We start from the raw sequence: 25,696 nt of genomic DNA on the forward strand, positions 1-25,696 counted from the left end.
TTATACATTATTAAACTCTAAAAGTTTGAAAAGCTTATTTAAAAATTGCTCTTTATCTTTCTTAAAAAGCTTTTTATTCTCTTTATAAAATAATTGAATTTGTTTTTTATTTAAACTAAGAACATCTGTAACATCTTTTATCTTATCAATTAAATAATACTGATTTTTACTTGATAAAATATAAATCTCTTTGTCTCTAAAAGTATATAATACTTTTCTTCTACTAATAACTTCATTTTTATACTTTATATTTTTAATAAATAATGAAAATTCTTTTCCTTTAAAACTTTCTTTAAAAAATCCATTTTTATAAAACTCTGTAATAACAGGACTTATAGGTAACCTGACAAATTTATTGTTGTCTATTATAAATTCAGTAACAAATTGAGAATTCAAACTTAAATAATTAACTTTTTGATTTATTGATTCAAGAATAATTAAGTCGTTCAATAAATCATATTTAATTTTTAAACCATAATAAGGCTGACTATTATAAATAACAGTACCTTCAAAAAAATCATCGGAAGAATAAAATTTATGATTGTCTCTCTTTAAACTTTTATAGACATCAATATATTCTTGTCCATTAATGACATCAAGGTTTTGATTTAAATTAAAAGAATCATAAATTTTGTAATATTGACTATTTGAAAATTCATTTTGAGAATAAACAAAATAGGAAAATAAAAAAAGACTCAACACTATTGAATTAGAATAGTAAACATTTAATTGCATTTTAAAAAAATCACCCATAAACAAATGATAATCAGAAATATATAACAACGAATATATAAAATAATTCTTACTAAAAAATAAAACAAAGAAAAATAAAAGAAAAAAATAATATATTTTTATAACTTAATATTCTTTTAAATATCAAGATTTCATAGAGAAAAACAAAGTTATATAATTACTGCAAACACTATCCTGAAATTATAAAACAGAATACCTAACACAAAACTATATAACAAAAAAACCACGCTAATAGCGTGGTTTTTTTGTTATATAGTTTAAACTAATTATTAGCAATCGTCATTCTTTTTAACGACAGTTGTATTATAGTTTAGCGTAAGTCCTTTTAATAAATCAATACTAGATTTTACTTCGTCTTCAGCACCTTCAAACGTTTCATAACTAGTCGATTTTTCACCATTCTCTGTAGTTACTGTTGTTACTACAGCTTTTACAGTGCCATCTTCATTATTAGTCATATCAACTTTAACCTCTTTAGAAATCGCTACTAATTCAGTATCATTTCCTTCAGAAACATAAGCTGTAACTACTTCAGAATTCATAGCAATACTAGGCGCGATAACTAATGCTACCACCGACATTAATTTTAATAAAATATTTAAAGAAGGCCCTGATGTATCTTTAAAAGGATCTCCAACCGTATCACCTACAACGGCAGCTTTATGAGCATCTGTTCCTTTTTTACCTTGTTCTTCAATAGTTTTCTTAGCATTATCCCAAGCACCACCAGCATTAGATTGAAAGATTGCCATAAGTACACCACAAGTAGTTACACCTGCTAGAAGGCCTCCTAACATTTCAGCACCTCCAATAAAACCAACAGCAACAGGAACAGCAATTGCTAATAAACCTGGTAATACCATTTCTCTAATAGATGCTTTTGTTGAAATATCTATACATTTTCCATAATCAGCCACACCATCAGCAGCATCAAAAATAGCTCTATCTGCTTCAGAAGCTTTAGTCATATCAGAATCATACTTACGCATAACTCCTAAGGCTGCTTTTAATTCTGGAATATCTCTAAACTGACGACGTACTTCTTCAATCATTGCCATAGCAGCACGCCCAACAGCATTCATAGATAATGCTGAAAACACAAATGGCAACATACCTCCTATTAATAATCCTGCCATAATTTTAGGCTGAGACACATCAATTGCAACAACACCAGCAGTTTTCATAAACGCTGCAAATAAGGCTAAAGCTGTTAAAGCAGCAGAAGCAATTGCAAAACCTTTACCAACAGCCGCAGTAGTATTACCAACAGCATCTAATTTATCAGTACGTTCACGAACTTCACTTGGTAATTCTGCCATTTCTGCAATACCACCAGCGTTATCACATATTGGTCCGTAAGCATCAACAGCTAATTGAATTCCTGTATTTGCCAACATTCCTACCGCAGCAATAGCGATACCATATAAACCTGCAAAATGATGAGATACCATAATAGCAGCAGCAATTAAAAGAATAGGAATCATTGTTGACATCATTCCAACACCTAAACCGGCAATAATATTTGTAGCCGCCCCAGTTTCAGATTGTTCTACAATAGACATTACAGGCTTTTTACCAGTAGCAGTATAATATTCAGTTATTTTACCAACACCCAAACCGGCAATTAAACCAGCTATTGTTGCCCAAAACACTCCCATTGCTCCGAAAGGTAAACCTGTAACAGATTCAGGAATTAACGCATTTATTATAAAATAAGAAACTATTACCATTAATATTGCAGAACCAAATTCTCCAATATTTAATGCTGTTTGTGGGTTTCCACCATCTTTTACTTTCACAAAAAAAGTTCCTAATATAGACATTATAATACCTACGGCACCAAGAACCAAAGGTAAATACACTGCTCCTAAACCATCAAAATCAGGTGTTATAATAAACGCTCCTAATACCATTGTACCTATAATAGAACCTACGTAAGACTCAAATAAATCGGCTCCCATGCCAGCAACATCACCTACATTATCACCTACATTATCGGCAATAGTAGCAGGGTTTAACGGGTGATCTTCAGGAATACCAGCTTCAACTTTACCTACTAAATCGGCTCCAACATCGGCCGCTTTAGTATAAATACCTCCGCCAACACGTGCAAATAATGCTATAGACGATGCTCCTAAAGAAAAGCCTGAAAGTACATTTAATACCATTCCTAAATTTTCAGCTCCAGGCCAAATAAATTGATAAACTATAAATAAACCACTTAAGCCTAAAATACCTAAACCTACAACACCTAAACCCATTACAGCTCCTCCTGCAAATGCCACTTCTAATGCCCGTCCTAAAGATGTTCTCGCAGCTTGTGTAGTTCTTACATTTGCTTTAGTTGCTACTTTCATCCCGATGAATCCTGCTAAAGCAGAACAAATAGCTCCTACAATGAATGATACAGCTACCATACCACTAGAGCCTGATTCTGAAGTTCCTTTGAAATATAATAAGACTGCTACTGCAGCTACAAAAATTGCTAAAACTTTGTATTCGGCTTTTAAAAATGCCATCGCTCCCTCTGCAATATTCTTAGCTATACGTGACATTTTTTCATCACCTACTTCTTGCTTTGATACCCATCCGCTTTTTAGAAAAACGAAAATTAAAGCGACCACACCAAAAAGTGGTAAAAATTTTACTATCAAATCCATATTAGTTAGTTAGTTTAAAAGGTTAATATTTTTTTAATGGGACTAAAAATAGGAAAATATAAGTGATAAAAAAAACCACCTTTAATTAAAGATGGTTCATTTATTTTTCTATATTTTAAGAATATAATAATTATATAGTAAAAGTGCGCTTTTTCTTATGCTCACTATTCTCATAACGCTCTACACACTCATGATAAATTTTAATAGCTTCTTCTGCATTTCCCCATCCTCCTGTATCTACTTTTTTCTTCTCTAAATCTTTATATACTTGAAAAAAGTGCTCAATTTCTTTTAATCTATGCGGATTTAAATCACTAATATCTTTATTGTTACTCCAAATAGGATCTGACACTGGTACACAAATAATTTTTTCATCAGGCCCCTTTTCATCTGTCATATGAAAAACACCAATAGGTCTTACTTCCATAACTACCATAGGATACGTTGGTTCTGTACCCATAACTAATACATCTAAAGGATCTTGGTCTAATGCTAAAGTTTCTGGAATAAAACCATAATCACCAGGATACATCATTGATGAAAACAACATACGATCAAAACGAATTTTATGCAATGTAAAATCATATTCATATTTATTTCTACTTCCTTTTGGTATTTCTATTAATACATCAAAGGTTAATATTTCTTCTTTGCTCATTTTTTTCTTACTATTTTGGGTTGCAAATGTACTGAACAGCAAAACTTAAAGCAACTATAATTACATAGATTTTTAAGGTTCATAAATAACATAAGAATGGCTTTAAGCTATTCTTTTAGTTTAAAATTAATATTGTTATTAAAACAAAAAAATGAAAAACTAGTTTTAGAGCAACTTTAGGTATTTGATTTAATAAAAAAATTCAACTACCATCGTTTAAAATTTGGCACAAAACATTAAAACAATTTCATATCAAGTCGCAAAAAACCTCTTCTAAAAATAAAACCCAAAAGTACCTGTTACTCCAAATTTACGAGCATCGGGATTTTTAATTTCATCTAAATAGTTTCCTCTAAAATTAAAGTCTATTCTAAATACTTTAAAAATGTTTCCAATTCCTAAACTGTATTCATAATACATTTCATCACTTGGCGCTATTAAAGGCGTCTCGTTAGGGTTGCCTGTTGTATTTAGAGCTATATTTTTATCTGAAATTTCTCCCCAAACACCACGAACACTAATAATTTCACGTAAATTAAGTTTTCTTAAAAAAGGAATTCTAGAAAATAAGCGTCCGTTAAAATTATGTTCTAAATGCACAGACGTATAAGTATCAGACACAAACTCATAAAAATCTAACTGAGAAAATGTATTATAAATTGAAAAATAAGATTGATTTCCAGGAATAACACTTAACAAGCCTAAAGGTACTTCTCCAATAGTTTTTCCCGCTTCAACTGTAGATGTTAACCTACCAAAACCACCTAATTGTATTGGTTGCGTATATGAGAACTGTAATTTTGTATAATCGAAATCGCTATTAAACATACTTTTATCACCACGACTTACCTGTGCAAAAATACGAGCAAAATCATCATTAGCAGTACGACGCTCAACGCCAAAACCAGTCATTTTTCGTTTTGGAAAATACGATAATGACAAAACGGTTTCAAATTGTTTTATTTCAGACTCCACACCAGTTAGTGTATTATAATCTAAACTAAAAGTTGGTGATGCTGACTCTAAAGTTCTGTAATTTCCACTTAATCTAAAAATAAGATTACGCCATGGTTCTAACTCTATCGCTAAACTTGTTAAATTAATAGAAGTTAACTTATCATTAGCACTCGTTCCAACAACAGATGAAGAGGCCAAACTACGTCCCAAAACATCGGTACTGGTTGTTAAACTAGCTCCTATTTGTTCTACATCGCGCCTATTACCTCCAGAAATTATCAATCGACTTTTTTTATCTAATAACCATTTACCTGAAATACCATATTTAAATTTATCATCGTCAAAACCATAAGCTAAAAACCCTTGCAATCTCCAGAGGTCGTTTCTACCAAAATAAGTACGTCCACCTATACGCAAACGCAACCCTTCAACTTCGTTAAACCCAAAAGTTGAAAAAATAGGACCATAATCTAGTGGCAACGAATTAAATTCTATGTAGCCTGAAGATAAAATACTTCCTAAGTTATAAAGACGTTTAAACTTTTTAACGGTTTTTAAAGTATCTAACATTTTATAGACACCTTGCTCATCTTTATTTAAATCTTCTAATCTATTATCTGCCCAAAAAGCATCATCTCTATCATAAACATCTTTATCATAATTATAAACTTCTTCGTCATAGAATTTTTTATCCTTCTCAATATCAAACTTATAATTATTAAAAAGCGTGGTTCGCTTTCCATAAATACCACGAGATTTTTCCTTTTTGCTAAACGCAAAATCAGACATCATATAATCGCGCTTTACAAGAAATAGGGAATCATTTAAAACTTCAAACTCTTGCTCTATATAAATATCTTTTACCCAGTTTATATTAGCACTTTTTGATGCTTGTAGATTAATTTCTTTAATAGCATAAGTTGAATCTGCTACCCAAAAATCACCTTTAAAAGTCAATTCGTTTTTACGTCTTGGATAATAGATTATATTATAACACCACTTATTATCAATAAACGCACTATCGCTTAACACATAATTATAAGTACTTATTCCTGTTTTTGACAACGGACTTACAAAACTTTTATCGAAGAATTTTAAGTAATTATCATACACATTATAATCTGAATACAAATCGTCTACAAAATCAATAATAGTTTGATTATCGCTAAACCCAGAGTTTTTATTTCCTTTTAAAACGACCTTTTCTTTATTAATAATATTATCGCCATATACTTTTGAAACCGCTTCGTTAATAAACATAGGCAAATATGTTTTACCCGTTACACTTGATGTATCAACCTGTTCAAAAACAAATTCCATACCTTTAAATAGCTTACTTTTTATTAGGGCGCTATCAATGGTATTTATATCAAACTCTACTTTTTCATACTTATCGTATTCGTATTGTTTATATAAACTCAATCCGTTTCTACGTTTGTGTTCCCATATTTTTCGAAGTAAATCTATGGCAGGATTATTTTTTTTAGATTGCTTACCAGAAACTACAACAACTGTATCTAACTGTCCGGCTTCTTCTTTTAGCGTAAACTTTAAATCGTAATTTACTTTTTTAGTTAATGAAATATTTAAAGTTTCGTAACCAATAAATGTTATGCTTAATGTATTCCAAGTTTCATCAGACTCCAGATAAAACTTTCCGTTTTCATCGGTTATAGTTCCTTGTGTAGACCCCTTGAATATTACGTTTGCAAAAGAAACAGGTTCATTATATTCATCAAAAACATACCCACTAACTTTAGTTTGCGCTATCGCAAAAAAACTATTTAGTAGAAAAAGGGCAAAAAGAAGTTTAATTCTCATCAAAATATTTTAATTATTTTCTTAAAAGACAAATAAAACATGCCTTAGGTTGCATAAAGTTGAAAAAATGTAGTTTTTATCTAATTACATAAAACAAAAAACTTCATCAACAATCGTGCTAATGAAGTTTATATAACGTAAAATAAATTAATTTATTTGTATAATACCTTTTTAACTGCTTTAATAACTTCGTCTTTGTTAGGTAACCATTCTTCTAAAAGAACTGGTGAATAAGGCGCAGGAGTATCTGCTGTATTAATTTTTATAATTGGAGCATCTAAATAATCAAATGCTTCACTTTGCACTAAATAAGTAATTTCAGTAGCAACATTTCCAAAAGGCCAAGCTTCTTCTAAAATAACTAATCGGTTTGTTTTCTTAACTGAATCTAAAATAGCTTTTCTATCCATAGGCTTTACAGTACGTAAATCTATAATTTCACAAGAAATGCCTTCTTTTTCTAATTCATCAGCAGCTTTATAAGCTTCTTTTATAATTTTACCAAAAGAAACAATAGTTACATCTGTTCCTTCTCTTTTAATATCGGCAACTCCTATTGGCACAATGTATTCGCCTTCTGGCACTTCACCTTTATCGCCATACATTTGCTCACTTTCCATAAAAATAACCGGATCGTCATCGCGAATAGCTGCTTTTAATAAACCTTTTGCATCATAAGGATTAGAAGGCACAATAACTTTTAAACCTGGTGTGTTAGCAAACCAACTTTCAAAAGCTTGTGAGTGTGTAGCTCCTAATTGACCTGCAGAACCTGTTGGCCCACGAAATACAATTGGACATTTAAATTGCCCACCAGACATTTGTCTAATTTTTGCTGCATTATTTATAATTTGATCAATTCCAACCAAAGAGAAGTTAAAGGTCATGTATTCTACAATTGGCCTATTACCAGTCATTGTAGAACCAACAGCTATACCTGCAAAACCAAGTTCGGCAATTGGTGTATCAATTACACGCTTTGCACCAAACTCATCTAACATGCCTTTTGACGCTTTGTAAGCACCATTATACTCAGCAACTTCTTCACCCATTAAATAAACGCTTTCATCTCTGCGCATTTCTTCACTCATGGCTTCACAAATAGCCTCTCTAAATTGAATTGTCTTCATTAAGATTGTTTTTAATTTCGAATTGCAAAAATAGGAATTATTGAGAATATTATACCATAAAATTAAACAGTAAAATTATTAATGAAAAAGTTTTTATTAATTCTACAGAAATGATATATAAATAATGATAATATCCTACTTAATAAGTACCTAAATTCTCATTGTTTTTTAATAGTAATCAACAAAAAAGAATTTTTACACATACAAAACCATCTTTTTTTCTAATAAAAAATGAATAAAAACAAAATTTACTATGCACGCATAGTAAATAATCAGAATAAAATAATTAACTTCGCATACTGATTAAAAATAAGTCATTTTAAGATATAAAAATTATGAAAATATTAGTGTGCATTAGCCATGTTCCAGATACTACATCTAAGATTAATTTCACCGAAGGAGACACTAAATTTGACACCAATGGCGTACAATTTGTTATTAACCCAAATGACGAATTTGGTTTAACTAGAGCTATGTGGTTTAAAGAAAAACAAGACGCAAGTGTTACCGTAATAAATGTTGGAGGACCAGAAACAGAACCTACGCTAAGAAAAGCCTTAGCTATTGGAGCAGATGCAGCTATACGTGTAAATACACAGGCAAGCGATGCTTTTTCTGTTGCAAAACAATTAGCCAATGTTGCTAAAGAAGGTGCTTACGATTTAATTATTGCAGGTCGTGAATCTATAGATTATAATGGAGGCATGGTTCCGGGTATGATAGCTGGATTATTACAAGCTAATTTTGTAAATAACTGTATTAACCTTGAAGTAGAAGGTACAGAGGCAAAAGCTATTAGAGAAATTGATGGCGGTAAAGAAACCGTATCTACAAGTTTACCATTAGTAATAGGTGGTCAAAAAGGACTTGTAGAAGAAAGTGATTTACGTATACCTAATATGCGAGGTATTATGATGGCTCGAAAAAAACCATTAACCGTTGCAGAACCTATAGAAACTAATACAGAGACAAACTCTGTTTCTTTTGAAAAACCAGCACCAAAAGGCGCTGTAAAATTAGTATCACCAGATAATTTAGACGAGTTAATTAACTTACTTCACAATGAAGCTAAAGTAATTTAAGTTGCTAAATCATTCCGAACTCGTTTCGGAATCTTTTTAAAATTAACAGAAAGATAAATTAAATCCTGAATCAAGTTCAGGATGAAAAACAAAAAATAAAGCATGTCAGTTTTAGTATATACAGAATCAGAACAAGGAACATTAAAAAAAACAGCTTTAGAAGTAGCATCTTATGCTAAAGCAGTTGCTAATCAATTAGAAACAACCGTTACGGCAGTTACTATTAATGTTGATGACGCTTCAGCATTAGGAAACTACGGAGTTGATAAAGTTTTAAACATAAAAAACACAGCATTAGAAGCATTTAATGCTAGCGGTTACGCAGAAGCTATTAAAGAAGCTGCCGAAAAAGAAGACACAAAAGTGGTCGTTGTAAGTTCTAGTGCAAACAGCAAATACCTAGCACCTCTTTTAGCAGTTGGATTAAATGCGGGTTATGCCTCAAATGTTATTGAAGCTCCAACAAGCGTTTCTCCTTTTACCGTTAAACGTACTGCTTTCACTAATAAAGCTTTTGAAACTTTACAAATTAACACAGATGTTAAAATAGTAGGTGTTTCAAATAATTCATTTGGGTTAGTTGAAAATACTGGTAGCGCTTCCGCGGAAGACTTTTCGCCTTCCATTTCAAATTTAGGAGTTAGTGTTGAATCTGTAGACAGAGCAACCGACAAAGTAACTATTGCAGATGCTGATATTGTAGTTTCTGGAGGTCGCGGATTAAAAGGTCCTGAAAACTGGGGTATGATTGAAGAATTAGCCGATACTTTAGGTGCTGCAACAGCATGCTCTAAACCCGTATCAGATTTAGGATGGAGACCGCATAGCGAACACGTAGGACAAACAGGAAAACCTGTAGCCTCTAATTTATACATTGCCATTGGAATTTCTGGAGCTATTCAGCATTTAGCTGGTATAAACGCATCAAAAGTAAAAGTGGTTATAAATACTGATGCAGAAGCGCCTTTCTTTAAAGCTGCAGACTACGGTGTTGTTGGTGATGCTTTTGAAGTTGTACCACAACTCATCGAAAAATTAAAAGTATTTAAAGCCCAACAATAAATTATTTTTCATAAATTAGTTGGTTTAGTATTGAACTGCTTAAATTAGCATTTTTATTCATAAATCTGCCTTAGGCAGTTTGGTAAAGTCCTAATTTAAACAGTTCTTTGCGTTTTCATAAATTATGAGCTTAGTAAAATTAAATATAAAAGGCATATCGTATAGCCAAACTCAAAATGGCGCTTATGCCTTGATTTTAAATGAAGAAGATGGTGATCGTAAACTACCAATAGTTATTGGAGCTTTTGAGGCACAATCTATAGCTATAGCTTTAGAAAAAGAAATTAGTCCTCCAAGACCTTTAACTCATGACTTATTTAAAAATTTCGCAGATCGATTTGATATTGTTGTAAAACAAGTTATTATTCACAAATTGGTTGATGGTGTTTTTTATTCCAGTTTAATTTGCGAACGCGATAAAATTGAAGAAATAATTGATGCTAGAACCAGTGATGCTATTGCTTTAGCACTTCGCTTTCAAGCACCTATTTTTACGTATAAAAACATTCTTGATAAAGCAGGTATTTACTTAAAAGTGAATCCTAAAAAAGAAGATGAAGAGGACGAAACTCAAGATAGTATTTTAATGGATGAGTTAGTTGCAAATGAATTAGAACCAAACGAACCACGCGGAAATTTTAAAGGCAAAAGTTTAGAAGAACTACATAGCTTATTAAATGAAGCTGTTGCGAATGAAGATTATGAAAAAGCAGCAAGTATTCGTGATGAAATATCTAAACGAGAATAATCTCCTATTTTTATGAAAAAACTGTTTTTATTTTTTGCTGTTATCTTTTTAGTTTCAACTTCAACAATCATAGCACAAGATATAGATAAAACAGTTCAGATAAATTCCATTGAAAATGTTTCAACAGTTCAAACTGCAGCAACAGATTCAATTCAAATTAACAACACAAAATCAACTATTCAAAACACCAATGAATCAGTTGATATTAAAACAAATACCTCTTCTATAATTCCTAGCCAAGGCTTTAGCATTAATAGTTTATGGCGTGGTATTTTGGGCATGCTATCACTTATTTTTGTAGCCTTTCTTTTTTCTAGTAATAGAAAAGCTATTAATTGGAAAATTGTTGGTATTGGTCTGGCTTTTCAATTATTAATTGCCATAGGTGTTTTAAAAGTTGAATTTGTAAAAATCATTTTTGAATTTATTGGAGGATTATTTGTTAGCGTTTTAGATTTCACTAGAGCTGGAAGTAAATTTTTATTTGAAGGGTTAGTGGTTGATATGGATACTTTTGGTTTCATTTTCGCATTTCAAGTATTACCAACGATTATATTCTTTTCTGCATTAACCTCAGTGTTATTCTATTTAGGAATCATTCAAAAAGTAGTTAAAGGGATGGCTTGGTTGCTTTCTAAGACTTTAAAAATATCAGGAGCAGAAAGTTTAAGTGTAGCTGGAAACATTTTTTTAGGACAAACCGAAGCACCACTTTTAATCAAGGCTTATTTAGAAAAAATGAATAAGTCTGAAATGCTTTTAGTAATGATTGGAGGCATGGCAACCGTTGCAGGGGCTGTACTTGCTGCTTACATTGGCTTTTTAGGAGGCGAAGACCCTGAGCTTAGATTGTTTTATGCAAAGCATTTATTGGCTGCTTCTGTCATGGCTGCACCTGGAGCGATTGTTATTTCAAAAATATTATACCCACAAACTGAAGAAGTAAATACAGATGTTTCAGTTTCACAAGATAAAATTGGTTCAAACTTTTTAGATGCTATTGCTAATGGAACTACAGAAGGACTTAAGCTTGCCGTAAATGTTGGTGCCATGCTTTTAGTTTTTGTTGCTTTTATTGCCATGTTCAATGGTATTTTAGGTTGGATAGGAAATATTACTTCTATTAATAATTGGATCGCAATCAATACGTCTTATGAAAGTTTATCTCTAGAACTTATTTTAGGATATGCCTTTGCGCCTCTAATGTGGCTTATTGGTGTTGCAAGTGAAGACATGGCGCTTATGGGGCAACTTCTAGGAATTAAATTAGCAGCTAGTGAGTTTATTGGGTATATTCAATTAGCCGATTTAAAAAATGCTAGTAGTTCTATCCATTTAACTTATGAAAAATCAATAATCATGGCAACTTATATGCTATGTGGTTTTGCTAATTTTGCATCCATTGGTATTCAAATAGGCGGTATAGGTTCGTTAGCACCTGGGCAACGCAAAACCTTATCAAAGTTTGGTATAAAAGCTTTAATTGGTGGTACTATTGCTTCCCTAATTTCTGCAACTATTGCAGGTATGATTATTGGTTAAAATACTAAACTAATAATTTCTTGTTTTTTTCTTAGAAATTTTTAGCAATGCGTAACAATTAGACCAAGCCACTCATTTACTTATCAATATTAAACTACTATTTTTTTTACGCTAGTCATTTTACACCCTATTTTAAGCTATTTTATACCCTCTTAAAATTAAAAACAAACGTTTGTTTTGTAATAGTAACTAAATAATAATAAAACAAAACAATTATGAAATTAAAAAAATTACTTTTAAGTACTTCTATGGGAATTGCAATGTGTGCAGCAGGGGCCCAAACTTTACCATCAATATCTGGTTTGGTAATGCATTTAGATGCTAGTACAATTACTGCTACAGACGGAGATGCTATTGCTACATGGGCAGATGCTTCTGGTTTATCAAACGATGCTACTGCAATAGGAACTGGACAACCAACTTACGTTGCAAGTTCTTCAGCATTTAATAACAAAGCAACTCTTAGTTTTGACGGTATAGATGATTGGATAGATTTAGCTGATCCTATTAACTCAGCAAATTTTACAGCATTTATTGTAGCTAATGTTTCTACTAATGCAGGAGATGCATACCTGTTTTCTGGTTATGATAATACTGGTGGAAATGGTGGCGCATTTGACGGAGGAAACCGTTTTAGAATTGCAAATTACAATGGAAATGCCAATTTTGGATGCAGAATGGGTTCTTCAGGTGATTTCGTTACTCAACCCTATGACGCTAATCCACACACTTTTGTTATTAACTCTAACGGTAATGCTTGGGTAGACGACTTAGTAACATTTGGTGACAATAATGGATCTGAATTTAGTTCTCCAAATATTAGAGTAGGAGCTATTCAAGTTGCTCCTGAAGACCCTAAAGGTTTTCTTCCTGGAGAAGTTGCAGAAGTAATTATTTACAATACTAGCCTTTCGGATGTGGATGTTGCGAGTGTTACCGCATATTTACAATCTAAATATTTTGCAACTGCTGGCATAGAAGATTTTGCTAATAGTGTAGATTTTAAAGCTTATCCTAACCCTACATCAAGCAATATTACTATTAAAGCTAAAAACGGTTTTACTGTTGGTGCTACACTAAACGTTTACGATGTAAGAGGTAGAATCTTATTAAATAAAACATTATCAAGTAGCTCTAATGTAGTTAATTTTAGCAGCTTACCTTCTGGAAGTTATTTTGTTAAGGTTTCCAACAAAGGAGAAACAGTAGTAAAACAGATTACCAAAAGATAATACTTTTTAAAAATAATAAAAAAGCCTCATCTTGTATGAGGCTTTTTTTGTATCAAAATATTACGATAAAACCAATATCAAAAGCGTTAATAACTTTTTGATATTATCATTATTAAAAAGAAACGCTTAACAATCATTTTTCTTTAAATTCGTATCTGCAATTTCCTTACTAATTTGCAACTTAATCATTATTAATTAAGAGATTTTACTCCCTTTACAGGAAAAAGAAATATGAAACAATATCACGACTTAGTAAAACACGTTTTAACAAACGGAAACGAAAAAGAAGATAGAACAGGAACGGGAACTAAAAGCGTTTTTGGCTACCAAATGCGATTTAATTTAAGTGAAGGTTTCCCAATGGTAACTACAAAAAAATTACACTTAAAATCTATTATATATGAACTACTTTGGTTTTTAAAAGGCGATACTAATATTAAGTACTTAACTGATAACGGTGTACGTATTTGGAATGATTGGGCAGATAAAAATGGAGACCTTGGCCCTGTTTATGGGCATCAATGGCGTAACTGGAATAGTGATGAAGTAGACCAAATTAAAGAAGTTATTAATACTTTAAAAAACAACCCAAATAGCCGCAGAATGTTAGTATCTGCATGGAACCCTTCTGTATTACCAGATACATCTAAATCATTTGATGAAAATGTAGCGAATGGAAAAGCTGCGCTTCCCCCTTGTCACGCCTTTTTTCAATTTTATGTTGCTAATGGTAAATTATCATGCCAACTTTATCAACGAAGTGCCGACATCTTTTTAGGAGTTCCTTTTAACATTGCCTCTTACGCATTATTCACCATGATGATGGCTCAAGTATGTGGTTATGAAGCGGGTGAATTTATCCACACTTTTGGTGATGCTCATATATATAGTAATCATTTTGAGCAATTGGAATTACAATTATCTAGAGATATACGTCCGTTACCAAAAATGAAAATAAATCCTGAAATAAAAGATATTTTAGATTTCACTTTTGAAGATTTCAAATTAGAAGATTATAATCCGCATCCACACATTAAAGGTGCTGTTGCAGTATAAAAATAAAATGAAAAACATATACGCATTACTATTAATTTTCATTAACACTTCTATTATAGCACAAGAAAATGAAACAAAAGAAAATCCAGATACTGTTTATGAGGTAATTGAAAATGTTCCTGTTTATAAAGGTTGTGACAAAACGCTTTCTAATGCAGAATTAAAAAAATGCATGAGTTATAAAATTTCAAACCTTATCTCAAAAAACTTCAATATCAAAATAGCAAATAAGATTGGTTTACCTGATGGATTAGTAAAAATTAATGTGATTTTTAAAATTGACAAATATGGAAAAGTTACAGGAATTAGGTCAAGTGCACCACATTATGAACTTGAAAAAGAAGCTATTCGGGTTATAAAACTAATTCCAGACATGGAAAGACCAGGAATACAAAGGGGTAAACCTGTAACAGTCCCTTACTCTATACCAATTAATTTTATGGTTGATAATAGCTCAAAAAAATTAAAACGAAAAATTAAAAAAAAGAAGAATTAAAAAAGGGCTCTCTATACAGAAAGCCCTTTTTCGTTTAATTTCTTAGGATTTAACTAAACGTTTACTACACTATTTTCTGCTGCAGCATAATCATTCCATGCATAAGCGTCGGCTGCATCATCATTAATATAAGCACCGTCAACAAGGTATTTATATTCATAAGAACTTTCAGCATCTAAATCTACAGTTGCTTTAAAAGTTCCATTTTTTAATTTCTTAAGAGGAGTTGCTTTAGCATTCCATTCATTAAAACTTCCAATTACAGAAGCTTTTTTTGCATCTTCAGCAAGTATAGAAAAAGTAACTTTACAAACTGGTTTGCTTTTTAAGTATTGTTTTTTAATAGCCATAATTCAAATATTTTGTGTGTTGTTTATGATACAAATTTAAAAAACAATTATTGAAGAGTTTAATTTTAACACCTTTAGCATAAAGAATTATCAATTTGTTAATATAGACTTGTGTAAATTTTGTGTATCAAAAAAAATCAAGAAGTATATTGTATTATTCTTAGTACACAAATCTTGTTTTTCGTTGATTTTCAAGGGTTTTTAACCGAAAACCTTTTCGCTATTTAGATTTTTTTAAGCCATAATTTAATCTTAATCATGTCATCAAAAAACTTTAACTTTACAATCATTATTTTAGTATTATGTTCGGAAAAAAGAAAGACACTCCACAAATAGATAAAGACCAATTAGAGCTTATTCAAAATGCTCAGAAACGTATCAAACAAAAAAAGAATTTATACATCCACTTTGTAATATTCTTAATTGGTGCTGTTTTTTTAATATTAGCTAATACCGTCTTAGGTATTGGAGAAGATTTTAAAATCCTTGGTAAAGAATGGTTCTTATTTGCTATTCTTATTTGGTTATTCTTATTTATTTATCACATATTTAATGTCTTTATTACCCATAAGTTTATGGGTAAGGCTTGGGAACAAAACCAACTAGAAAAATTAGTAGCTAAACAAAAAAATCGTATCGAAAAAATTAAGGCTGGATTAATAAAAGAAGAAACATATATTGCAGAAAGCGAAGTTTACAACGAAATTAAGCCTGAAGCAACTCGCACTCAATCTCAGCTTACTATTATTGTTGCTGCGGCAGAAAATGATGCCATTGGAAAAGGAAATAAATTAATTTGGCATTTAAGTGACGATTTAAAACGTTTTAAAGCCTTAACAAACGGACATCATATTATTATGGGGCGTAAAACTTTTGAAAGTTTTCCTAAACCACTACCAAATAGAACTCACGTAGTTATTACTAGACAAACTGACTACAAAGTACCAGAAGGCGTTATTGTTGTTAACAGCTTAAATGCTGCGATTGATGTAACAAAAAACGAATCACAACCTTTTATTATAGGTGGTGGAGAAATTTACAAACAAGCTATGCATATTGCTAATAAAATAGAATTAACAAGAGTACATGAAAACTTTGAAGCTGATACATTTTTTCCAAAAATAGATACTACTATTTGGAAAGAAACAGCCAACAAGTTTCATAAAAAAGATGAAAAACATGACTATGAGTTTTCGTTTTTAACTTACGAAAGAAAATAGCTTATTTATCTTTTACTAAATTTTATAAATGATAACCTCAAGATTTCAAATAGTTTGCCTTGGCTATATACTTCTATTTTTATCACTTAATTCATGCGCCAGTAAAGGCAAATGGTTGAGTATAACAACTGGAAATAATATTAGTTATTCAGCAACAGAATCTAAATCACCAAAAAAAGATTTTACAGGCAATAATATAACCATTGTATATCTTAAAAATTTAGGGTTTGAGAAAATAGGTCAAAACACAAATGAAAAAGATGTCGCTTGGTTATTATCTCAAGGATATCGGGTTATAGAACTAGATTATAATCACGATAAAAAAGCTTCAGCAACAAACATAAACAAAGACATTATTGCTATTAATAAGGCCATTTCAAATAAATTATTCTGCAACTTCACTAACTGTTCGCTTAACAAATCTTATATATTATTTGAAGGCTATAGAATTTCTCGAGATGTACCTTATTTTATAGACAATCCTAAAGTTTATAACACACCTAAAGAATATGTAGAAGGTGATGAATTACGTATGGATATTATCTATCCTGCAAACCCAAAAGTAAAAACCCCTACTATTTTATCTTTTTCATACAGTAACAGTTACGCCACCTATGATAATGACAAAAAAAAACTTACTGATACTCACAAAGATTTAAGAATGTTTTTACCATATACTTTTGCTGGTTTTAACGATTCTTTTTTAGAAGGTTTACCTGCACATGGAATGGCTTGGGCTATTGCCGATCATCCAAAATATTGTCCTTGGGGAAGCGGTAAACCTGTAAATGGCAAAAACGACACCTATAAATCATATCAAACAAATCCTGATGCAGTCCAAAAAGTAAAATCTGCTATTCGCTCCTTGCGAAATATGAGTAATGAATTAGGATTATCTGGAAACATTGGTGTTTACGGATTTTCTCGAGGTTCTACTGCTGGATCTTTAGCTATTGGAAACAAATCTGTTCCTGAATTTGAAAATGCTGGTTTTAATACTGGAGTTTCTGATGACATACAAGCAGCTGCATTAGGCCCTGGTGTTTTTGATTATACTCAAATTTACAATGCTTCAGATGATGGCGATTCTAACTTAGAAACTCGATGCGAATGGGCTTGGGGTAGTCTTGAAGATAATTTTGAACTATGGAACACTATGGGAGCTTCTTATTTAGTTGAATCATCAGCTACAGCTCCTACTCTATTTTTTCATAATACCAATGATGCGCCTTATTATCAAGATCAATTTATACATTTAAAAGCAAAATTAGATTCGCTAAAAGTACCCACCTCAACACTTATTAATTACGGAACGGGACATTCAGTGCCTCAAACATCAAAAGATTTAAATACACTTTATAGTTTTTTTAAAAAATATCTAAATCCTACTATATTAAAAATTGACTAGTCAATTATTCTTTTAAAAACCCATGTGTATTTTCACTAATTTCGCATTATGGTAAAAGAACTTCAACTTCGTATTACACTTAAAGAAGAAGAACGCAGTGATATTTTAGTAATAAAATCGGCACGCACTTTAGATATTGATAAAGAAGATATTACAGGCGTAAAAGTGCTTCGAAAATCTATTGATGCTAGAAAACCAAAAATCATTCTTAATTATAAAGTCGCTGTTTATATTAGAGAAGTATTGCCGAAAACTTCAGAATATAAATTTGATTATAAAGATGTATCGAAAGCAAAACCCATTCATATTATTGGTTTTGGACCTGCAGGCATGTATGCTGCTTTGCGTTGTATAGAACTTGGTTTTAAACCTATTGTTTTAGAACGTGGTAAAAATGTTCAGGGCCGTCGTCGTGATTTAAAAGCCATAAATCAAGATCATTTTGTAAACGAAGATTCTAATTATTGCTTTGGAGAAGGTGGTGCAGGAACTTATAGCGATGGTAAATTATACACCCGAAGTTTAAAACGTGGTGATGTTAGACGCATATTTGAAAACTTAGTTTATCATGGTGCTACCGACCAGATTTTGGTAGATGCACATCCCCATATTGGAACAAATAAACTACCTAAAGTAGTCACAAATATTCGTGAAACCATTTTAAAATATGGTGGTGAAGTTCATTTTGAAACACGTGTTACAGATTTTACCGTAAAAAATGGTAAAATACAAGCTATTCAATTTTTGAACGGTGAAGAAATGATTGCCAACCGTGTTATTTTAGCAACCGGACATTCGGCGAGAGACATCTTTTATTTACTTCATAAAAAAGAAATTGCTCTAAAAGCAAAATCGTTTGCTATGGGTGTTCGTGTAGAGCATCCTCAACATATTATTGATTCTATTCAATACCATTGCAGTGGCGATCGTCATGAATTATTACCAGCGGCTTCGTACAGTTTGGTACAACAAGTAAACGAACGTGGTGTGTACTCCTTTTGTATGTGCCCTGGTGGATTTATTGTACCTGCAGCTACTGCCAATGGCGAAGTGGTTGTAAATGGTATGTCGCCTTCTAAACGAAATAATTTATTTGCAAATTCTGGGATTGTAGTAGAAATAGATGTGAATAGAGATTTGCCTAAATACGAACAATTTGGACCTTTAAAAGGTTTAGAATATCAGAAAAATTTAGAACGTATGGCATTTACCGCAGGTGGCAGAAGTCAGGTTGCTCCAGCACAACGATTAACTGATTTTGTTGAAGGTAGATTATCGGCAGATTTAAACCCGACCTCTTATCAGCCTGGTTTAAATTCGGCACCATTACATTCGCTTTTACCAAAACTAATAGGCAGCAGATTACGAAAAGGCTTTGCTGCATTTGGACAAAAAATGAAGGGTTATTATACCGAAGAAGCTAATATTATTGGTGTAGAATCGAGAACCTCATCGCCCGTTTGTATTCCAAGAAACGAACAATTAGCACACCCACAAATAGAAGGCTTATTCCCTTGTGGTGAAGGTGGTGGTTATGCTGGTGGTATTGTATCGGCAGCTATGGATGGAGAACGATGTGCCGAAGCGGCGATTATTGGTTTGTAATTTCTGCATGTTTGAGTTGTAAAGTTGCCTTTTAGAAAAAAGATGATTACTACCTTAGTTTTGCGTTAGGGATTGAAGTGTAAATCCTTTTGTTTTTCTTAAAGTATCCTAGAACGTTTAGAATTTACGCATACACTAATTGTAGTTTCCTGCCTAGTAAGAATGACAAAAAAACAAAAGATTGCAACGTAAAGCCCGACCCTTGGGTAACGCCCAAATACATAGTTTAATAAAAGATTTATTCTTATTTTTGCAGCTCTAAAAACAAACCAACTATGAATGCATATATATTTCCAGGTCAAGGCGCACAATTCTCAGGAATGGGTTTAGACCTTTATGAAAACGCTCCTTTAGCACAAGAATTATTTGAAAAAGCCAATGAAATTCTTGGTTTCCACATTACAGACATCATGTTTGAAGGTACTGCAGAAGCTTTAAAAGAAACGAAAGTTACGCAACCTGCTATATTTTTACATTCTGTTATTCTAGCTAAAACTTTAGGAGATAGCTTTAAGCCAGATATGGTGGCTGGACATTCTTTAGGCGAATTTTCGGCTTTAGTTACCAATGGTGCTTTAAATTTTGAAGACGGCTTAAAATTAGTCTCGCAACGTGCTTTAGCTATGCAAAAAGCTTGTGAATTACAACCAAGTACTATGGCTGCTGTTTTAGCTTTAGAAGATGCTGTTGTTGAAAATATTTGTAAAGAAACCGAAGGTATTGTAGTTGCTGCCAATTATAACTGCCCTGGTCAATTAGTAATTTCTGGTGAAGTTGATGCTATTAACAGAGCTTGTGAAAGTATGAAAGAAGCTGGTGCACGTCGTGCTTTAGTTTTACCTGTTGGTGGTGCTTTTCATTCGCCTTTAATGGAACCTGCTCGCGAAGAGTTAGCAACTGCTATTGAAAACACTACGTTTAGCAAACCTAACTGCCCTATTTATCAGAATGTAACTGCAAGTGCCGTAACTGATGAAACAGCTATTAAAGCAAATTTAATTTCTCAATTAACAGCGCCTGTACGTTGGACACAATCTGTACAACAAATGATTGAAGATGGTGCCACACTATTTACTGAAGTTGGCCCTGGTAAAGTATTACAAGGTTTAGTAAAGAAAATTAACAGAGCCTCTGAAACAGCTTCTGCAACTTTTGAAAAGTAATATGAAATTAACGAAGCGTACTATCTACATCATTACTGTTATTGTTTTAACAATTGTTGTAGATCAATTTTCTAAAATATTAGTTAGAACTTATATTGGTTCAAAAGAAGTTATACACCTTATTAGCAACTACTTTTCTCTTCATAATGTAGAAAATGAAGGTGCATTTCTTGGTATGGGAAGCGATTTAAATCCTACGTTAAGAATTATACTTTTACTTATTCTACCTATTGTAGTTTTAGGTTATATTTTACGATATATATTAAAAGATAAAACCTTAGATAAATGGTCGGTATTTGCTTTTGCTAGTATTATTGGAGGAGGTATTGCGAATGTTTTTGATAGAGTTGTTTTTGGATCGGTTACAGATTTCTTTTATATAAGAATAACAGATCTTTTAAGAACTGGCATTTTTAATATGGCTGATTTATCGGTAACGACTGGTATGATAATTTTAGTGATTGCAAGTTTTAGGAAGAAGAAAGAACAATCATAAAACAAAAATTTTATACTAAAAAAGGCGCTCTAAAATATTTTAGAGCGCCTTTTTTAATTTTATAAATATCAATTACTTACTTCTAACTTTCTGTTCCCATTTCCAGGCAGAATCCATAGCTTGATCTAAAGACAATTCGGTTTTCCAACCTAATTCGTCATTGGCCTTTGTAGTATCGGCATAAGCAGAAATAATATCGCCTTCTCTCCTATCTACAATTTTATAATTCAGTTTTTTACCAGAAACCTTTTCAAAAGCTTGAACAACTTCTAAAACAGAACTTCCTGTTCCTGTTCCTAAATTAAAAGTTTCGTAATTAGCTTTATTTTTGTTTTCTAATAATCGTTTTAATGCAATAACATGTGCTTTTGCTAAATCGACAACATGAATATAATCACGAATACACGTACCATCTGGTGTTGGATAATCATCACCAAAAACAGATAATTGCTCGCGTAATCCAATACCTGTTTGCGTAATAAACGGCACTAAATTTTGAGGAACTCCAATTGGCAACTCTCCAATCTCAACAGATTCATGAGCCCCTACCGGATTAAAATACCTTAAAGCAATCGCTTTTAATGATGGGGTTACTTTACAAGTATCGCTAATAATCTCTTCCCCTATTTGTTTTGTGTTTCCATAAGGAGATTCGGCTTGTTTTACAGGCGCATTTTCTGTTATTGGCAATTTATCTGCTTGCCCATAAACCGTACAAGACGAACTAAATATAAAGCCTGCCGATGGTAACTTTTGTAATTCTTTAAGAATATAAACTAACGTGCTTATATTATTTTCATAATATAATAATGGTTCTTTTACGCTTTCACCAACAGCTTTACTTGCTGCAAAATGTATAACACCTTTAATATCATTGTGCTTTTTGAAAAATGCTTCAACCTTATTTTTTTCTTTAAGATCTAATTTTTCAAAAATGGGTGTTTTTCCAGTAATGGCTATAATACCATCTAATACTTTTTCTGAAGAATTTGATAAGTCGTCAATAATAACAACTTCGTAGCCTTCATTCTGTAATTCTACAACGGTATGCGATCCTATAAAACCTAATCCGCCAGTAACTAATATTTTATCCATTTATAAAGCTTATAATTGTTGAAATAATATATTCAATCTGTTCATCATCCAATTCGGTATGCATTGGTAATGAAATAACTTCTTTAACTAACTGATTGGTTACCGTAAAATCGGCTTCATTATAACGTGCATCTGCATACGCTTTTTGGTTATGAAGCGGAATTGGGTAATAAACGCCACAAGGAATCTCTTTTTCATTTAAATGCTTTACTAAAGCATCTCTATCTATCCCTTTAATTTTTAATGTATATTGATGAAAAACATGGCAATCACAAGTATCACAAATGCCTGCACATCCATTTGACACTTTTGGCGTTACAATAGATTCAATACTTTTAAAAGCTTTGTTATATTTTCTAGCAGCATTTTGTCTTGCTATATTATAAGTATCTAAATGTGGTAGTTTAGCGTCTAAAACACCTGCTTGAATACTATCTAACCTAGAGTTAACACCAACAACATCATGATGATAACGCTCGTACATACCATGATTTACAATACCTCTAATAACATGAGCTAAATCGTCATCATTTGTAAATATAGCACCACCATCGCCATAACAACCTAAGTTTTTTGATGGAAAAAACGACGTAGAAGCTACGTGTCCAATAGTTCCTGCTTTAGCCTTAGAACCATTTTTATAAGTATAATTAGCTCCAATAGCTTGTGCATTATCTTCTATTACATATAAATTATGCGCTTTTGCTATTTCCATAATAGCTTCCATGTTAGCACATTGTCCAAATAAATGCACAGGTACTATCGCCTTAGTTTTTGGTGTAATGGCTTTTTTAATGGCTTCAATACTTATATTAAAATCATCTTCATTTACATCAACTAAAACCGGTGTTAAATTAAGCAAAGCAATAACCTCAACAGTAGCAGCAAAAGTAAAATCAGCTGTTATAACCTCATCACCTGGCTTTAAACCTAATCCCATCATAGCTATTTGTAAAGCATCTGTACCATTAGCACATGGAATAACATGTTTTACGCCTAAATATTGCTCTAAATTCTTTTGAAATTGATGAACTTTAGGACCGTTTATATATGATGTTGTTTCTAAAACTTCTTGAATAGATGTGTTTACCACGTCTTTAATTCCTTCATATTGACCTTTAAGATCAACCATTTGAATTTTCTTCATCTAAAAAAAATTATAGTCTAAATTTTGTAATTAAGACTCTTTTAATGAAAACCCTTTATGGGTGTTTTGTAGCTTACGAAATTACAAAATTCAATGACGTTAAGCAATGAAACATTTATGAATAATATTAATTTAACTAAGAATTTATTTTAAAGAAATGTATTTTAGCAACAAATAAAAAAATTGAGCTTGTTATACAACATAGGCATACACTTAACACATTTTGGTTTAAAATGTGTATCACCCTTTAATGCGAAAATAAAAAAAGGTGCAATTGGGCGCTCAAACACCTTTGAAATACTAAAAAACAACTTAAATAAAAACGATAAAACTCTTTGGTTTCATTGTGCCTCTTTAGGAGAATATGAACAAGGACTTCCTGTTTTTAAAGAACTAAGAAAACACTATACAAACCATAAAATTATACTTAGCTTTTTTTCGCCTTCTGGTTATGAAATAAGAAAAAACACGCCTATTGCAGATGTTGTTGTTTACCTTCCTTTAGATACTAAAAAAAATGCTAAACAATTTTTAGACATTGTTAACCCAGAACTTACTGTTTTTATTAAATATGATATTTGGCCAAATTTTTTAAATGAATTAAAAGAAAGAAAATTACCTGCTATATTAATTTCTGCAGCTTTTAGAAAGAATCAATCGTTTTTTAAATTTTATGGTAAACAATTAAGAGACGCTCTTTTTGCATTCAATCATATTTTTACTCAAAATGAAGTATCTAAGCAGCTACTAGAATCTATAAACTATAAAGACGTTACCGTTTCTGGAGACACTCGTTTTGATCGTGTTTATAGCCAGTTAGAACAAGACAATACACTAGATTTTATTTCAGAATTCAAGCAAGATAAACTTTGTGTTGTGGCAGGTAGTACTTGGCCAGAAGGCGAAGAATTATTTATTAATTATATAAATTCAAACACAAATAATAATATAAAATTTATTATTGCTCCTCATAATATTAAAAGCTCTCAAATAAATAATTTAAAAAATAAGCTGAATGTAAAAACGATATTGTTTTCAGAAAAAGAAACTGCTAATGTTGCTGATGCCAACATATTTATAATAAATACTATTGGCATTCTGACTAAAATATACAATTATGCAGATATCGCCTATGTTGGTGGCGCTTTGGGAAAAACTGGTTTACATAACACCTTAGAACCTGCTGTTTTTGGAATTCCTATTATTATAGGAAATAACCATTTTAAATTCCCTGAGGCTAAAGCTTTAATTGAGAATCATGGCTTGTTTTCTATTTCTAATCAAGCAGATTTTAACTCTATTATGAACAAATTAATAAATAACAGTGACTTTCGTTTAGAAAGTGGGTCTAACAATTCAGATTATATTAAAGATAACATAGGAGCCGTTAATCAAATACTCAATTATTTACGCATATAGTCTAGTTATCTTAACATTTGTTAATAATAAACATATAAATTGTTAAATAATCAAACAATAGTTATTAAATTAGTAATCAATAAAAACACTTAAACAAAAACCAATGAAAAAATTATTATTAAGTACCGCTTTATTATTAGTATTAAGTATTTCTTTTACATCATGTAGAGATACAAAAAAAGCTGAATCTATAGAAGACGCTATTGAAAACAGCGCAGAAGCGACTAATGACGCTATTGAAAATGCTGCAGAAGCTACAGGGGATGCTGTTGAAAATGCTGTAGACGCAGCTGGAAATGCTATTGACAAAACTGTTGACGCTGCTGGTGATGCAGTTGATGCTGCAGGTGACGCAGTTGACAGTGCTGTTGATGCTGCTGGCGATGCAGTTAATAATGCAGCAGATGATGCTGCTAATGCTATCGACAAAGCTTCAGACGCTGTAAAAAATAAAATTGACGAAGTTAAACACTAAATAATTTCGTTTAAATCAAATTAAAAAGAGAAGTTTTTAACTTCTCTTTTTTTATATCTTTTATTTAACCTTTTGTATAAAAACACCTTTTTTTAAGAAATTAAAATTAATTTTTAATATT

The 25,696-nt window shown here is 31.6% G+C and carries 22 protein-coding genes; 14 read left to right on the forward strand and 8 right to left on the reverse strand.

Going from position 1 to position 25,696, the window contains the following annotated elements:
• From ACH5TW_RS07690 to ACH5TW_RS07710, 5 genes are all read right to left on the reverse strand, one after another.
• Complete coding sequence (locus ACH5TW_RS07690; RefSeq protein ID WP_439335923.1) at positions 1–753, reverse strand: hypothetical protein; 753 nt, start codon at positions 751–753, stop codon at positions 1–3.
• Between the two features lie 269 nt (positions 754–1,022).
• Entirely contained in the window at positions 1,023–3,413 is a 2,391-nt protein-coding gene (locus ACH5TW_RS07695) for a sodium-translocating pyrophosphatase (RefSeq protein ID WP_439335924.1), read from the reverse strand.
• Positions 3,414–3,543: 130 nt separating this feature from the next.
• The gene (locus ACH5TW_RS07700) at positions 3,544–4,071 is read right to left on the reverse strand and encodes an inorganic diphosphatase (protein ID WP_439335925.1); all 528 of its coding nucleotides are present in this window, start codon (positions 4,069–4,071) and stop codon (positions 3,544–3,546) included.
• Between the two features lie 273 nt (positions 4,072–4,344).
• Entirely contained in the window at positions 4,345–6,849 is a 2,505-nt protein-coding gene (locus ACH5TW_RS07705; protein WP_439335926.1) for a DUF5686 and carboxypeptidase-like regulatory domain-containing protein, read from the reverse strand.
• Between the two features lie 152 nt (positions 6,850–7,001).
• On the reverse strand, positions 7,002–7,979 hold the full coding sequence (locus ACH5TW_RS07710; protein ID WP_439335927.1) for a pyruvate dehydrogenase complex E1 component subunit beta: 978 nt from the start codon (positions 7,977–7,979) through the stop codon (positions 7,002–7,004).
• Between the two features lie 335 nt (positions 7,980–8,314).
• On the opposite strand from ACH5TW_RS07710, the gene ACH5TW_RS07715 reads away from it, so the two are divergent.
• From ACH5TW_RS07715 to ACH5TW_RS07745, 7 genes are all read left to right on the forward strand, one after another.
• The gene (locus ACH5TW_RS07715) at positions 8,315–9,061 is read left to right on the forward strand and encodes an electron transfer flavoprotein subunit beta/FixA family protein (protein ID WP_439335928.1); all 747 of its coding nucleotides are present in this window, start codon (positions 8,315–8,317) and stop codon (positions 9,059–9,061) included.
• A gap of 102 nt (positions 9,062–9,163) precedes the next feature.
• Positions 9,164–10,123: an electron transfer flavoprotein subunit alpha/FixB family protein gene (locus ACH5TW_RS07720; RefSeq protein ID WP_439335929.1), complete on the forward strand. Its 960-nt coding sequence runs from the start codon at positions 9,164–9,166 to the stop codon at positions 10,121–10,123.
• A 124-nt stretch (positions 10,124–10,247) separates the two neighbouring features.
• A complete protein-coding gene (locus tag ACH5TW_RS07725) occupies positions 10,248–10,871 on the forward strand; it encodes a bifunctional nuclease family protein (protein ID WP_439335930.1) in 624 nt (207 codons plus the stop codon).
• 12 nt (positions 10,872–10,883) lie between these two features.
• On the forward strand, positions 10,884–12,413 hold the full coding sequence (locus ACH5TW_RS07730) for a NupC/NupG family nucleoside CNT transporter (protein ID WP_439335931.1): 1,530 nt from the start codon (positions 10,884–10,886) through the stop codon (positions 12,411–12,413).
• Positions 12,414–12,628: 215 nt separating this feature from the next.
• The gene (locus ACH5TW_RS07735) at positions 12,629–13,645 is read left to right on the forward strand and encodes a T9SS type A sorting domain-containing protein (RefSeq protein WP_439335932.1); all 1,017 of its coding nucleotides are present in this window, start codon (positions 12,629–12,631) and stop codon (positions 13,643–13,645) included.
• A gap of 231 nt (positions 13,646–13,876) precedes the next feature.
• Positions 13,877–14,701 (forward strand): thymidylate synthase, encoded by an 825-nt coding sequence (locus ACH5TW_RS07740; protein WP_439335933.1) that lies wholly within the window; start codon positions 13,877–13,879, stop codon positions 14,699–14,701.
• 7 nt (positions 14,702–14,708) lie between these two features.
• Complete coding sequence (locus ACH5TW_RS07745) at positions 14,709–15,197, forward strand: energy transducer TonB (protein ID WP_439335934.1); 489 nt, start codon at positions 14,709–14,711, stop codon at positions 15,195–15,197.
• Between the two features lie 53 nt (positions 15,198–15,250).
• On the opposite strand, the gene ACH5TW_RS07750 is transcribed toward ACH5TW_RS07745, so the two are convergent.
• A complete protein-coding gene (locus ACH5TW_RS07750; RefSeq protein ID WP_439335935.1) occupies positions 15,251–15,547 on the reverse strand; it encodes an isoamylase early set domain-containing protein in 297 nt (98 codons plus the stop codon).
• A gap of 302 nt (positions 15,548–15,849) precedes the next feature.
• Between ACH5TW_RS07750 and ACH5TW_RS07755 the strand changes: the two genes are divergently transcribed.
• From ACH5TW_RS07755 to lspA, 5 genes are all read left to right on the forward strand, one after another.
• A complete protein-coding gene (locus tag ACH5TW_RS07755) occupies positions 15,850–16,767 on the forward strand; it encodes a dihydrofolate reductase (protein WP_439335936.1) in 918 nt (305 codons plus the stop codon).
• Positions 16,768–16,795: 28 nt separating this feature from the next.
• Complete coding sequence (locus ACH5TW_RS07760) at positions 16,796–18,175, forward strand: alpha/beta hydrolase family protein (RefSeq protein ID WP_439335937.1); 1,380 nt, start codon at positions 16,796–16,798, stop codon at positions 18,173–18,175.
• 48 nt (positions 18,176–18,223) lie between these two features.
• Entirely contained in the window at positions 18,224–19,780 is a 1,557-nt protein-coding gene (locus ACH5TW_RS07765; protein WP_439335938.1) for an NAD(P)/FAD-dependent oxidoreductase, read from the forward strand.
• Between the two features lie 275 nt (positions 19,781–20,055).
• The gene (fabD, locus tag ACH5TW_RS07770; protein ID WP_439335939.1) at positions 20,056–20,943 is read left to right on the forward strand and encodes an ACP S-malonyltransferase; all 888 of its coding nucleotides are present in this window, start codon (positions 20,056–20,058) and stop codon (positions 20,941–20,943) included.
• Position 20,944: 1 nt separating this feature from the next.
• Entirely contained in the window at positions 20,945–21,439 is a 495-nt protein-coding gene (gene lspA, locus ACH5TW_RS07775) for a signal peptidase II (protein WP_439335940.1), read from the forward strand.
• Between the two features lie 72 nt (positions 21,440–21,511).
• Here lspA and galE read toward each other — a convergent pair whose 3' ends face one another.
• The gene (galE, locus tag ACH5TW_RS07780) at positions 21,512–22,534 is read right to left on the reverse strand and encodes a UDP-glucose 4-epimerase GalE (protein ID WP_439335941.1); all 1,023 of its coding nucleotides are present in this window, start codon (positions 22,532–22,534) and stop codon (positions 21,512–21,514) included.
• Positions 22,527–23,681 carry a DegT/DnrJ/EryC1/StrS family aminotransferase gene (locus tag ACH5TW_RS07785; RefSeq protein WP_439335942.1) on the reverse strand — a complete coding sequence of 385 codons (1,155 nt, stop codon included), beginning with the start codon at positions 23,679–23,681 and terminating at the stop codon, positions 22,527–22,529. The genes galE and ACH5TW_RS07785 overlap by 8 nt, the downstream gene beginning before the upstream one ends.
• A gap of 189 nt (positions 23,682–23,870) precedes the next feature.
• On the opposite strand from ACH5TW_RS07785, the gene ACH5TW_RS07790 reads away from it, so the two are divergent.
• Together ACH5TW_RS07790 and ACH5TW_RS07795 are read left to right on the forward strand one after the other, a co-directional pair.
• On the forward strand, positions 23,871–25,100 hold the full coding sequence (locus ACH5TW_RS07790; protein WP_439335943.1) for a 3-deoxy-D-manno-octulosonic acid transferase: 1,230 nt from the start codon (positions 23,871–23,873) through the stop codon (positions 25,098–25,100).
• A gap of 103 nt (positions 25,101–25,203) precedes the next feature.
• On the forward strand, positions 25,204–25,575 hold the full coding sequence (locus tag ACH5TW_RS07795) for a hypothetical protein (protein WP_439335944.1): 372 nt from the start codon (positions 25,204–25,206) through the stop codon (positions 25,573–25,575).
• Positions 25,576–25,696: the final 121 nt, after the last annotated feature.

The sequence above is a fragment of the Thalassobellus sediminis genome (genome assembly GCF_044386045.1).
GTDB lineage: Bacteria > Bacteroidota > Bacteroidia > Flavobacteriales > Flavobacteriaceae > Thalassobellus > Thalassobellus sediminis.

Coding starts and splice junctions, on each gene's coding strand:
- ACH5TW_RS07690 (WP_439335923.1), bottom strand. CDS start 753: ATGGGTGATTTTTTTAAAATGCAATTAAATGTTTACTATTCTAATTCA.
- ACH5TW_RS07695 (WP_439335924.1), bottom strand. CDS start 3,413: ATGGATTTGATAGTAAAATTTTTACCACTTTTTGGTGTGGTCGCTTTA.
- ACH5TW_RS07700 (WP_439335925.1), bottom strand. CDS start 4,071: ATGAGCAAAGAAGAAATATTAACCTTTGATGTATTAATAGAAATACCA.
- ACH5TW_RS07705 (WP_439335926.1), bottom strand. CDS start 6,849: ATGAGAATTAAACTTCTTTTTGCCCTTTTTCTACTAAATAGTTTTTTT.
- ACH5TW_RS07710 (WP_439335927.1), bottom strand. CDS start 7,979: ATGAAGACAATTCAATTTAGAGAGGCTATTTGTGAAGCCATGAGTGAA.
- ACH5TW_RS07715 (WP_439335928.1), top strand. CDS start 8,315: ATGAAAATATTAGTGTGCATTAGCCATGTTCCAGATACTACATCTAAG.
- ACH5TW_RS07720 (WP_439335929.1), top strand. CDS start 9,164: ATGTCAGTTTTAGTATATACAGAATCAGAACAAGGAACATTAAAAAAA.
- ACH5TW_RS07725 (WP_439335930.1), top strand. CDS start 10,248: ATGAGCTTAGTAAAATTAAATATAAAAGGCATATCGTATAGCCAAACT.
- ACH5TW_RS07730 (WP_439335931.1), top strand. CDS start 10,884: ATGAAAAAACTGTTTTTATTTTTTGCTGTTATCTTTTTAGTTTCAACT.
- ACH5TW_RS07735 (WP_439335932.1), top strand. CDS start 12,629: ATGAAATTAAAAAAATTACTTTTAAGTACTTCTATGGGAATTGCAATG.
- ACH5TW_RS07740 (WP_439335933.1), top strand. CDS start 13,877: ATGAAACAATATCACGACTTAGTAAAACACGTTTTAACAAACGGAAAC.
- ACH5TW_RS07745 (WP_439335934.1), top strand. CDS start 14,709: ATGAAAAACATATACGCATTACTATTAATTTTCATTAACACTTCTATT.
- ACH5TW_RS07750 (WP_439335935.1), bottom strand. CDS start 15,547: ATGGCTATTAAAAAACAATACTTAAAAAGCAAACCAGTTTGTAAAGTT.
- ACH5TW_RS07755 (WP_439335936.1), top strand. CDS start 15,850: ATGTTCGGAAAAAAGAAAGACACTCCACAAATAGATAAAGACCAATTA.
- ACH5TW_RS07760 (WP_439335937.1), top strand. CDS start 16,796: ATGATAACCTCAAGATTTCAAATAGTTTGCCTTGGCTATATACTTCTA.
- ACH5TW_RS07765 (WP_439335938.1), top strand. CDS start 18,224: ATGGTAAAAGAACTTCAACTTCGTATTACACTTAAAGAAGAAGAACGC.
- fabD (WP_439335939.1), top strand. CDS start 20,056: ATGAATGCATATATATTTCCAGGTCAAGGCGCACAATTCTCAGGAATG.
- lspA (WP_439335940.1), top strand. CDS start 20,945: ATGAAATTAACGAAGCGTACTATCTACATCATTACTGTTATTGTTTTA.
- galE (WP_439335941.1), bottom strand. CDS start 22,534: ATGGATAAAATATTAGTTACTGGCGGATTAGGTTTTATAGGATCGCAT.
- ACH5TW_RS07785 (WP_439335942.1), bottom strand. CDS start 23,681: ATGAAGAAAATTCAAATGGTTGATCTTAAAGGTCAATATGAAGGAATT.
- ACH5TW_RS07795 (WP_439335944.1), top strand. CDS start 25,204: ATGAAAAAATTATTATTAAGTACCGCTTTATTATTAGTATTAAGTATT.